The following is a 13,767-nucleotide window of genomic DNA, read 5'->3' as shown; positions in this document are numbered from 1 at the left end:
GGCTATGCCTCTCCCTTAATTATTGTGATTGCTGTTTCTTAGCTAATTCATTTAGCTGGTGGGCTTTCTCAGTTTTTGCATATACACCTTCTTCTCCACCTGAGCCAGTAAAGAAGTTAGCTAGTTTTATCAAACTACTACCAAAGAAATCAGATTCCTCTTTACCATCAAAGAACGTTGCATTGAACATGCTATCGTATCGACCTGGTGCATCACCATAAATCATACCTGCATGGTTATTAATACCTGCTGTCAATTCTTTTCCTCTATAAGTTAATGGCATTGCCACAACACATTGAAGATTTTCTTTGAAACGGCGATAGTGTTCAAACAGCATTTCTGTACCAATCCATATTGATGCGTTAACAATAAGTCCGATTGGAGTAAATGAAGCTGCCCCTCGAACAATATTTATGGCACTTTTACCGATCTTTGTTATATCGTCAGAACTTGATAAGACTTTTGCAAATGCAGTCCCCGATTTTAGAATAGCCTGCTTACTTGTGTTCTTAATAAACCCTGTTTTCCCTGCGGCTTTCGCTGCAGCCTTACCTGCATCCTCTCCTACTTCTTTGGTCACTTTTTGAGCTGCCTCTTCGAAGTCTTGTACTAGTTTTTGTTGGAGGGCTTTAACGTCCCCATCCCCTTTTGAAATTATATCATCGAGGGTTTTTAGGATTTTATCCATATCTCCATCACTATTTGCCATCCTTACTGTATGCCTTAAGCCTTTTGTTGAAACCCATTTCCCAACTTTAGCAGGGACACTATTAGATTTTGTAATCCATTTAGTCACGTTTCTTCCGGCTTTATTTGCTGCAGCACGGATTGCAAGTGTAGCGGCAACGGATTGTCCAAAACTCATATACCACTTACTCATTTCAAGAATCACTTGATCGTCATTTACAACCAGTAAATCCGGTTCAATAGAAGTGATAAATCCAGTTTCCATACTGAAGTGATGTGTTACAGACTTAATTAACGCATTTCCTTGTAGGTCGTTAATTTCATCATTAATATACATCATATCATGTGGTTTAGCAGTAGGATCTCCTAGTACTAATAGATTTCCTTTGTACATATCTTTCATACTATCGCGAAGAGTTGAGTGTCCAAAATGTGTCGCCATAACTTCTGAAGTATAGAAGTCTCCAAACTTTGCTACAATATCCGCTTCTACTACTCGTGTTTTCTGTTTGTCATAACGAATATCGGCATCCGCATAAAGTACAGGCGTTTGTTTTCCGTCATAGTTAACAATAACGTTTGTAAAGACATTATCCTCGCTGGCTTTAATATTATTTTCTATAATATCGTAAGCCGACATGTAGAATTTATTTTGCATATATGGTCGTTTTGGTTGAGATGTAAGGTATCTCTTCCATGTTTTATCCGCTGCTTCAAATTCGTATCGAGAACCGTATTCAAATGCACAACGCCAGTACGGTTTCCCGAAGAACAATGTGGAGCGTAATTCGAACGGATGAACAGCAGCAATATAATCCGGAGTAGAATACGTGATAGTTTGGATGATATCCCAAACAGTATTGTTATAAAACTTAATAACTACGTTGTCTTCATCACCTGGGTTGAAAATTTTAAACTTATTATCCCATAGACGCTTCCAGCTAAAGTCTTCAAAGATATTATTTCGCTCTCCATTTGGATGCAACCATTGAGAGAATGTAGGCGTACCGTTTGAGGAATAAATGTTTTGAGCAACTTCTCCATAGTTATCGTTAAACCATACTAGGTTACCCAATGGTTTTGAATCGATGGAACCGTTAGAGTCGAACGGTTGACCAAAATGCATGATCCCTAGAGGGTTGTCTTTAAACAATCGCTCATCAACTATACCATTCATGAAGTCTTTAGCCCAACTTCCTTTCGAACTCATAAGACTACAAATTAAATCTCGTGGTTCGGTTACATTGAATAAGCCATCGTTATTATCCTCAGGGTCTCCAGATACTACGTTACCTAATTCAATTCCATCACCTTGAGCAACAATTTCAATTACATCACCAAGCTCCAATTCTGAAATCGTACCATTAAACACAATTGGTAAATCACTAGCTGTAGCACCATATCCCATTCTTAAATGGATGCGCGCTCCTGTTTCTAGGAAGAGGTTCTTGTGAATTTCGTTTTCCTTTTTATCAATTAAATCTTGAGGAATCTCATTCCAGATGTAGTTGTCCCACCATTTCAGCTGACGGTCTACATAGTCAACATCAGTACGACGAGTTGTTAAGTTCGAATAAACATTAGTCATGGAGATTACTGCTGTATCTGCAGCTATCTTACGAGAACGATGAACGTCTATGCTTTGGATAGCGTTGAATCCGTACATATTGTCCCAGAATTTGTATTTCCCGAAGTAATCACCTTCATGGATAATGAACATTTGGAACCCTGGGAATGCACGAAGCATTCTTCCGCGTTGGTCATGGTATCTTAAGTCATAGAACATTTCTTCATAAAGTACACGTGGATCAACATCGTTATACAAACGCAGGTCTGTAGATTCTGTTGAAGCAGTGGCTGTCTTATCAACATCACGAATTGACTCGTAAAGCTTAGCGGCTTTTTCAAAGATTTTTCGTGAATACTCGTATCCATTCTTATCTTTTTTACTCCCTGCGATTACATCTGTTGCTTTATCAACCGCCTTGCCAGCTTTACCCAAGGTTACAAGATTTACTGGATTCCATTTCCCGAAAAAGTCTACACCTTTCTCCACCCAGCTATCCTGTTTGCTTAGCTCATACAAGAACTTTAGATGCTTCTCATAAGTACTGTACAGTTCTTCCTTGTCCATCTTTTCAAGGTGTTCTTTCATAACCTTCTTGATATTTTTCTTATCAGAATCGACTTTTAATTTATTTGCTTTTAATACTGATAAGTCATAGTATTCAAGATCAAGAAGTTGATCAACGTAGTCATCCTTATTACCACTACCAATAGTAATATATTCTTCCATACTTAACCCTGCTGAACCCTTGTACACATCTTTATTGTACCCACTAAACGTATTAAAAGGCTTAGTCGCGTAATGGTTGAATCGACTCATAACACCGCTTGCCATACTACTACCTTCAATGTCTTTAGTAGTTTTGATTTTCGCGTCCGTTTTTTCATATAGAGCAAACATTGCATCCCAAGGACGAACATAGACTTCATAGTTCTCACAATCTTTGTCTATTTTCTCCAGCTTCTCATAGTGTTCTGCAAGTTGTTTAACTGCTGTTTGTAAATTATATCTCCAGTTATACATTAAGCGTTTCACTTCATCGACCTTCATGTCATTTGAAGAAACGTCTACTTGCGCTAATCCTATACGACCAGTTTTACTTACTGAAGGTGTTTTCCCTTTGTAGTGTTTCCATTGGCTTGTTTTGTCTAAGAATGCTTTCATAAGTGTCATGAAGCGCTCTTTGGTGATTTTCAACTCTGTGTTACGAAAGTCTTTCGTACTAATACGATCCGTTTTTTCAGGTTTTTTAAGTACCTCTTTTTTAATTAGATTATTAATCGTAACAGAGTCGCTAGCTGGTAACTTACTGCGTTTTATTTCAAAACTCACAGAATAAAGATCTTCTGCAGGTTGATAAGAGACTAGCTTTTTAGATTTATCCGCATCTTTTAAGTCCCCACGACACTCTTCAATGAATTCAGGGAAGGAATAATACTTCTTGAAGTACTTATCAACTAAGCTATCAATTTCTTGATAAATAAGTGCTTCATCACCGCTAGGGTTTTTAGAGAAAGTATCATACTCGTTACCACCATCAGGGAAAAGTGCTTTCCATTCTTCCATAGTTGGGAAGGTTTCGTAAGCAAATTTATTATCTTTTTTCTCTGTTAAAAACTTTTGGACGTCTGCATTCTTTACGGATGCCGTGCCACCTTGATCAGCCATAACAGGTCCTGCTGATGTATTTGGAGTATCAGATTTAGCAGCTTCTTGCTCTTTGCCCCATCGGAATACCCAACCAAGAGGTTCTACACCTTCTGTTTCTTGCAGTGCCTTAAGTTTCGCCCAGTCTTCATCAGTTGTATCAAAAAGCTTGTCTGTTGACATATTGCTTGTATAAGCAGCTACACCTGAAGCATCAAACATGTTTACTTGATGGTTCCCCTGATAGCTTGATTCGATCAGCTGTCTTAATGTGTTACCTGTAGAGAAATAAAAGTCAGGGTCTAAATATGTTCCGCCTGTCAAGTTTGGATATTCTTTTGCACCTGCATCTATCTCTGGTAATACAGCGTTAATTTGAGCGTAAGTAGGAAGCTCCATATCTGGATAAACTTCTAACTTATGAAGTCTTGCTTCAATCATACGGTCGTTGGCAAATGCTATTTTATTGATCTTAAGCGTTTCAAGATCCATCTGCTTGCTGTTTCCAGGTAGTGCTGTAAGTTCTTCACGTTGACGCTGTGTTTTATCAAACGCGATACCTTGAAGCATAATTTGATATCTTCCAGGGAAGTTAGGAACTGTGTTTACAGAAATACTTTCAAACATTACATATCGAATACCAAATAATTGAGCAAGGTCATTCTCAATACCGATATATCCATTTGTGATACCTTGATTGTATGTCTTAGCGTAGTAATCAGAAGTTGAAATAAGATTATTGAAATCTCTTGCGCCACTTTCATCCACTTCTAAGATTAAGTCAATATAAGGATCTCCACCACCCATGTATTGGAGGGATGCAGCTTCACTAGATAGAACATGCGCCATGCTAAACTCGTTTGAGAAACGAGCATTCATAGAAATAGGAATAACCTTTCCTGAAATCGGATACTCTTTCATTGGAATTTGACGCTCACTAGCTTCGATAACTCTCATGTATTCATTGAATTCATCTTCATATTTATCTACTTCTTTTTCCATTTCCTTTGCGCCATCTGCAATTTTTTTAAGTGCTTTTATTGCATCATCATCAGCTGGAATAAAGAATTTTTCTTTCTCGTAATACTCCTTAAATTGCTTTTCAAGCTCTTTTTGACTACCTGCATCCGTTAGTTTCTTAAAGATAATAAGACCCTTTTGTTCTTTTCCTTTGTATGCTTTTTTTGAATAATCTACCGGAGGATCTTCATCATAGTAATTGAGCAACGCGGACGCATCTGACCATTCAAATCGAGTCTTAAAGTATAAGCGAGATTGATATGGAATAAAGATTTCGTGATTACGAAGATTAGTAAACGAGCCCTTGTATTTACCATCATAAATTTTAGAGAACAATTCTGCTCCTTCATGTAGAACATTTTCTGCCTCTTCTGTTTTTAATTTGTATTTCTTTTTGAGTTCGTTAACCATGTACCACCAGTTAACATCACCGAAACCTTTTCGGGTGTCGTCAATAATTGTTTCTGGATTCATCTTAGAATCTTTATAGCGTTTATATTGTTCCAAGATTTCGTTAAGAACTTTGCTATCTTCTGTTTTGTTTTTGTAATCCTCGTTCTTATTTTTTAGATTGATTTTTCTCTGCTCTGGAGAATCTGCATTTTTCATGTAATTGATAGCATCCTTACGTGCAGATAGGTAAGTTTCGTCAGCAAGAGTGAATTTGATGTCACTTTTAATTGGGCCTTCTAATCCCTTGAAGAAACGATACTTATCTCCGCGAGGCGCTAGGGACTGATTGTAGTACCATCTTAGCATTGGGTAGTTGATAGAATCGCCCAATGTACTGTGATCCATTAAGTATGCCTCTGAATTAAATTCAACAAGCGTTAATTTAGCAGTTAAAGACTCTGGGAAATTAGGAACCGTTGTTACTTCGATGTCTATTAAAGCTACATCTCGAATACCTAATACGTCATTAATGTAGTAGTTATCAATCGGAACGAATGGTGCTTTAGCGAATTGCCCAAGTAATGGTCTAAGTCCATCCACGTAAAAGTATTTAGCCTCTTCTCCTTTTGCGTATTCTTTCTTCCAAGGTTGTTTCTTACCATTAATTGATTCGATATCGTGAAAATAAAGATCCATGCTTAACGTAGTAAGCGTTTGACCACCGTTAACTAATACAGAAGATTTTGTACGAAGTGTTTTTATTTTGGAGATATTAGCGGTTTTGTTTACCTCAATAGAGATAGGTGGGATTGTAAGAATTACATCCCCGATTCTAACCTTTGAATGTCTTTTTAAGTCATCTATTGTTTTGATACCATTTGTGAAAACAGACAACCTGTCATCATACGGCTCAAAGAAATCTAAGGCATTATGAGTTGGCCCTGTTGTTCCCCCTATATTAATCTCTTCCTGATTAATATTTTCATCATACGGCTCATCACTACCGATATCAGGAGAACCTGCTTCACTATTTGGATCCTGTGATGGAGAAACAGTGCCAGTGTCGTATGCTTTTAATCCTAACTCAACAATCCAATTCAACGGATTAAGAACAGTTAAAGTATTTGCATACTCAAATGGGAAAATACCAAGAGGGATATTTGGGAACTTCTCAGATTTTGTTACTAAAAGAGACTTGTTTACATGTACAAATGGTTTCCCTTCTTGAACCTTGTCCAAAATGATATCAGCACTTTTTTCATTCGTAGCATAGACATCTGCTATGTAGCGACCATAACCAGCGTCTTGTTTAGGTGGATCTCCACTTTTATTGCGGTCAAAATGAATAATCACAAGTGGTTTTTGAGATGCACTTCCTCCTAAGATTGTCTCATTGTATTTATACGCTTCTTCTCCGATTGTGTACATGTCTTGCATTTTAATACCATATGTTTTTCCAAACTTAGCGTTCTTAGGGTCTTTGTATTTCTCTGCCCCTGATTGAGCTTTTTCTGGTGTATCTACACCGTTATATCGAATTGTGACTGATTGATTTACTTTAAAATGTTTAGATAAATAGTCAGATAGCTTTATTAGATTCACATCAATTGTATCACCATCTGTAACTTTCTCTACTCTTCCAACCGCAATGTAGTCTGAAGAAGTAATTGATTCTTCGTGTTTTTCCATCACATTAAATAACCCATTGTTTTCTTCCGGCTTTTGCTGTGCTAATTCTAATGGATTAGAAAGTACGTGTTTTTCATAGTAGAAACGAGCACTTGATAATAGTCTGTGTGAATTATAACCACAATCAATGTAAATGATTTGGTCACGCATCATTGTTACTTCCATTTCTCTATTGTCCTCAATCGAATAGAAACTAATATCTACTGGATAACGAGATACTTTCTTTTCTACCTCCGAAAGAAATATGCTGAATCTTGGACTAGTTGCTATGTTCCCTTTATCACCTACATTAATAAATGTATAGCCTTCGTTTATGTATATACCAACACGCCAAGGCGCATTTTTTCTAACTCTTGTTAGAGAGGTAATTAATATTTTTTCTTTCACTCTGGTCACCTCTTTTTCTGTAGTAAAACAAATGAGAGCTAACAAAATGTTAACTCTCATTTGTCTATTAATATGCATAACCCTTATTCATCGCATTTGCAATAGCACTCTCTAGCCACTTGCTGTCAATTTTTTTCGAATTGTCATTTACGTTAACACTCGTGTTCATTTTGACATTCGACATTGCCATGATTTCATTGTTTATCATCGCTGCTAGGTTATTATGATTCATTCTCTTACTAGCCGATGCCTTTACAGAAATGTTAATGTACTCACCATTTTGATTAGGTGTTATACGGGCTGTAGGAGACCCTAAAGTTTTAGGTGCTACTGGTGCCATTTCTTGCAGGCCCTCTGGTGTCGGTGTACCTTTCATTAGAGCGTTTGTCGCCCATAATTCACCAAATCCTATAGGCCCATCCCCAGTTAAACTTATAGCACTTCCACTGAATGCTTTCTTACCAACAGTCGCAATATCTGATAGTGATTCATTCATCTCATTACGCATTGTATGATGAATTGGCACTGCTTCATTTAAGAAAATTTCTGGCCCAACAGCTCTTCTATTATCCATTACTTCTTCTGCGTTTTGACTTGAACCTTCTGTCTCATTAAATGGTTCTTTTTTTGTTTCTGCCATCATCATAAACGCTGTAGACATTCTCATACGTGTATTGTTTACACTGCTAATTGTAGAAGAAGTAGCACTAGCTAGGATTGATTTTTCTTGTTCGGCCTTACCTATCCCGTGTTCACCATTCTTAACTGTTCCCCAGTCATTATTTACGCCCGTACCTTTAAGTGATTCACGGATTTTTTCATATGCTTTAGCACCATATAGATTTCCAAGAGTGAGGTTCTCAGCGCTATTCTCTGAGAAGAACGCTTCGGAAGCAGTGATTACATCACCCGCTAATTTGTTATTCGCCTTATCAGAAACATGTAGTCTAGTGATATCATTCATCACAGCATTTCTTTGTTTTTCCTCATTTATACCATAATGAGGAAAAAACACTGCTAAATTATCTCTGCTGAAGTTCCCAGAAATACGCTCAACCACACCCTCTTTCGAAGTTGAATTACTAAGATTTGCAACAAGATGAGAAACTTCTCTATTAATTTCCGTTTCTAGAACTCCACGTCGCGTCGCCATATCGCTTGCGGAAAACTTATCTATTGTAAACAAATCATTGTACTCTTCTGTTTTTCTAACAATAGAAGTATAGTTGCCTTTTAATGTATCTAGAAATTCCGTTTTCTCGACGTAATTAACATTACCAGGTAGTTTCATTGAGTTGATATCAAGAAGAGGAATGTATTGATTCGCTGCAAATTCTGGAAGTTTCAAGTATGCTGTTCCTTTTGTGCTAAGTAAGTGTTCTTGAATCTTCTTACCTTTAACACCAGACCCTAAATTAAACTCCATCAATCCAGCATTGATAACAGTTTTGCCGTAATCCTCAACAGTAAAATTTTGGTTGTGACCAAATTTTCGAGGCCTCTCTTCAAATGAATCCTTACTTATATGAAGTACCCCATCTTTCATCTGTGCATTTACATCAGTCATTAACCCCGTACCATCAGACGTGTAATCAATAACTACATCTCCTGTTTTAGGTTCCCAATCATTTTCATAGTTACTAACAAACTTAACCATTTTATTGAATACTTTTTGCTGAGCTTTAATTTCTGGCTTTGTTTGAGAACTATAAACCAACTCATGGATAAAGTTAGCATATATAGAGGATTCTCCCGGAACATATAATCCTGTTCGAATATCAGAATTGTCTAATATACCAATCCCTTTAACCGTGACCTTATCACGGTTAATTCCACCCTGACGATTCCAAGCTTCATGGGCCATTGTGATGTCAGCAAACACTTCACGATTAAGGCCTAATTTATCCATCCACTTAGACGAAAGCTTCTTGCGTCCTTTATAGTCTAGCTGTTTTCCATCTAAACCAAAGTTAGAATCCACTACATACTGACCATCTTTATTAGTCGTTTTAATACCAAGCATTTGTTCAACATCCTTATAGAATGAAGATAAAGCTCTTTCTTCATTAGCATAGTCAGTAGTGATTTTATCATTTGTCACAGAACCACTGAATTGTTGACGAATTTGAGTATCGTAACCACGAATTAATGCTGGTAAGTCAGTAGCTTCTTTCTTTTCCACTTGATAAGAAATCACCTGTTCTACCCCTTCTACGCCGTATAAATCACTCATGATATCACCAAGCATTGGAGTCATAGTAGCACGGAAACCACCCTCAGTTACTACTTTAAATCCGTGTCCTGTTTTACGTTGTCTACCTAATACAAGCGATCTTTTATTAATGTCATCTGTGTCGAATCCAATGATAGATACCGTATCACCTTTCTTAAAACGGCTTTCATCAACAATTTCATTTTTGATATTGTTGATTTCATATTTTCCAAGGGTAAGATGATTCTTCTCATTGAACATAGAATTTATATCAATCTCTAATGGTTTATCAAAAGTAATTCCTTTCTCTTTCCATAAACCTTTTGCAAGACCTTGTTTTTCAGCTTCTTTTTCAATAGCTATTTCAATAGAGTTGTTAAACATTACTTTTTCAGCGTTCATATTAATACGAACCTCGTCCATTCCATCAAAAGCTTTCATTAACTTGTAATCCATAAACGCCAAACCTTCACTAGTAGAAATCATACATTTGTCTAAAGACCCCTTCATTTGACTTGCTTCTACAGGAGTGATTTGTTTTTTAGATTGAGCTGTATCAATCATACACTTGTATTTCATAATAGTGTTAGCATCATTCAGCTTTAATGTAATTTCTTCATTTGTCATATAACCGGTTTGCATTGTAATACCACGAACCTCATTTACATCATCAAGAGCTTTGAATGCAGGTGATGAAATAAAGCTATTTTTCGTGCGGAACGACTGATCTTTACCCGAGTTACGTAACACTCTTGAAGCGACTTCTTGGTCTACTTTTCGGTAGTTAATTGGTTCATTTGGATTTTCTACTGTATGAGCATAGTAGTTACCTAATGCCCTGTAAGTACGAGCATCTGTATTTGTAGTAGCAATAAAACCTTTTGAAGCAGAACGTGTATTAATACCAACCATACTTCCTTTTAATCCAGAAGCACCTTTTGCAAAATTGAGAAGTTCTCCGGCAATAGCGTACCCTTTGGCTCTTTGTCCCATCGCTTCAAAGAATGTGATTCCTTTTTCAATTGCATTTTGAGCAATAATGTCGGCAGAAATACTAAATCCTAATCGGTTAGAATTTGCACGATACCATGACTCTGCATATCCTGTGATATCCCATTTGCTTGAACGGACTTCGTCACTCATAGCTGATTTGATATCAAACGTTCCCTTATCATCGAAGTAGAATTTCCGACTTGCATCAGTAGAAACTGGATCTACTTGCCTTTCAACACGATAACGAAGCCCTTGTCTTATTTGAACAAATGCATTCTTGCTATCTATACTTTCAGCTATCTCAGACAGCTCTTTAGCTTTCTTGGAGTAATCAAGAATCATATTAAGAGCATCTGTTACCGATGTACTATGATAGGCACCTTTTGCACCAATACCTGAACGAATAACAGAAGTTTTTCGGTTTCCGCCGTATTTAACCTTCATATCCTTATCAAAGGATGGAAGCTCAATAGTGAATACTCTAGGGTTTCGAACCAATTCTTCATATGTTCTTACTTCGCTTAAATTCATGATACTCTTCTTACTAGCTAAAATAAGTAGAGGATTACCACCATCCATAAATCGAATTTGAGTGTTGAAGTATTTGCTGTAAGCTGACATGATCTTATCAACAAGTTCTTCATACTTAGCAGCCATACCACTTGTCCTACTAATTATGTCTAGATCATTCATTCCATGTGTACCAAATTTCTTCTCAAACAATTTCTTAATACGGTTATCTTGCTCTTTTAAATATTTCTTTAATGGGCTATTACCATTTAATATTTCATTAGCACTTCTGAATGAACGAGCATTTTCAATACTTTCACGCATAACATTTGGTAGGTTCTTCATCAAACCTTTAATTGCGGTTACACGGCTATCTGTCATCTGATTGGTTACTTCACGAACAAAATTGTCTGTACCCATGTTTTCTACCTTTTCACGAACGAGGTTAGACATTTCATTCAAAGCTATTTCAGTTTTATTTCCCGACATAACTTCCTTCTTCATCTGATTCACAAGATATTTCACATCATTAGAGGCTTTTCTATCTGGTGAAAGTTTGAAGTTATTTATGATTAATTCTTGCAATTCATCAATACGAGCTAACTTATATGACTTTTCCAGATTCCCGATACGATCCCCTCTTCTATCGTTAATATAAGAACGGAAAGAATCTTTAATTGAATTCGTTTCTTTTGCATTAAATATTGTATTGTATTCTTTATCAAAATTAAAATTAAAAAATCTATTCCCCTTAGCAGTTACTTGAGCTTTATTATCTCCTTTCTCATCTAGCTTGCTTTTAATTTGTCGCAGTGCAATTGACTTCTGCTTGTCGCTTAATCCTGAGGCTTTTAGAGTACTAATAGCTGTTCCCCAGACATCTCTTTCTCCCTCTAATCGTGCGACCATATAAGGGAATTTCATAGCTAATTCTTCTGTCCCACCATTTTTGATAATGTATGATCTCCAGTCGAAATCTTCTTCTACACTACCCGCTTTCTCTAGGTAGTTATAGTATTCCTTCATCTTTTCCCATCCATTATTGTCAAACATTCGTTCATATTCACGGAAGGAAGCGTCATGTTTTACTTTTAAGTCACGTAGATTTCTAGAAATTGCATCATCCATTGGCATGAATGAACTATGAATTTGCTGTGCTAATCCCTCCTGCGTTTCGGAAATTAATAAAAGAATTTTACCCTTTACATCTTTAGAATCAAGCCTTAAGCCAAAACCTTTTTTATCTGTACCTGTTAATGCAACATCTTTGAGGAATTCTCGAATTACGAAGTTTTCATTTGAAGGGAGTGACGTGTTTAAATTTCCCCATCGAGGTACTATGCTTTTTCCGTCTTTACCAAGTTTACCCACAAGATTGTATTTGTGCTTATCTTTGTCGAAGGAACTACTTTGATAAGAAAATAATTCCTGACCTAGTTCTAGAGTATTTTTCTTTATTGCTGATGAAGAAAAATCATAAGTAGGAGACTCTTCTGCTCCTTTAATAAATGATTTAATTTTTTGATGAGTAAACCCGGCAATATCAATATTTGCTTGAATATCATCTTTTGCTAAATGATATAGAAATAAAGGGGGATTCCCGTCAATTGCTTCTTTACCGGCTTTAATTTTTCTTTTTGCTAAAAGAGCTTGATAAATATGTTCTTGTCGTAAACTAGCACCGGTTAATGAATATGGATTTTTAACTGTTGCAGAGTATCCATGAAAAAAGTCTAATGAATTTTTCGCTGCATCGTTAAAGAATTTTTTTGTACTTGTGTCCTTTACTATCCCAAGAATAGCTGGTAAATCGTAGTGGTGGATATTGTATCCACCTAATTTTGCATTACTAGACATAATGTGGCCTTGGAAGATAGATAATGCATCTTCAAGTTTTGTACCTTTATAAAACAAGTTGTTTAGACCACGTTCAATTTCTTCTATTGTATTTCTTGTAAAGGCAGTGTCTATAGAAGGAACTCGAGAATGCCCTAATAGAGACATATAGGATTTCCCATTACTTGTAGCACTCTTAAATTTACTTGCATCAGTATACTTAGCTAGATCCAGTAATGTACGATGCATGTCTTGTGAAACTGACATCATCGGATTCTGCTTTAATTTATTAATTTGTTGTTTTAATCGAGCATACACATCTTTTTCAGGAGCGACTGCCATTGAAACAATAGCTCCTTTCTTATTAACAAAGTCTTTTCCATTAAAATTAGTTCCACTAAAAGCTAACTCAGTCATAGCAAATAGATCTAACCCTTTATTACTTCTCATATGTTCAGGTGTACCGATTGCTTCTATATCAAAGAATAATACATGGTCATCACCTTTTAATTTCATAAAAGGGTCTAATGCTCGTTGAGCATTTACATTAAAACTATTCAGAGTACGAGCCAACTCCCAAATACCTAATGTACTAATACGATTATCTTTTGTTAATTCATTATATGTTTGAGCTATTGCGCTTTGTCTGTATTTTGCTGCTGCATGTTCAGTTTGATTTTCTGTTCTAATTTTACCTAAACCGTCTGCTGATTCATAAACGGGTATTAACACCCTGTTTTTAATAGGCACTTTTTTAATATCTTCCATAATACCCTCCTAATAAATAACGGCGCTCGTCTAAAAAGACTGAACGCCGCTTAATGTA

The 13,767-nt window shown here is 36.4% G+C and carries 2 protein-coding genes; both read right to left on the bottom strand.

The annotated features are described in order from the left end of the window. Positions 1-19: 19 nt before the first annotated feature. The gene (locus MKY90_RS28395) at positions 20-7,390 is read right to left on the bottom strand and encodes a thermonuclease family protein (RefSeq protein WP_341093491.1); all 7,371 of its coding nucleotides are present in this window, start codon (positions 7,388-7,390) and stop codon (positions 20-22) included. Between the two features lie 67 nt (positions 7,391-7,457). Continuing rightward, positions 7,458-13,709, bottom strand: a complete 6,252-nt coding sequence (locus MKY90_RS28390) for a hypothetical protein (RefSeq protein ID WP_341093489.1) — start codon at positions 13,707-13,709, stop codon at positions 7,458-7,460. Positions 13,710-13,767: the final 58 nt, after the last annotated feature.

This window comes from Bacillus sp. FSL P2-0099 (genome assembly GCF_038007445.1).
Lineage (GTDB): Bacteria > Bacillota > Bacilli > Bacillales > Bacillaceae_G > Bacillus_A > Bacillus_A mycoides.
The sequence above is the reverse complement of the archived record's forward strand: the minus strand, read 5'-3'. Positions and strand labels throughout refer to the sequence as shown.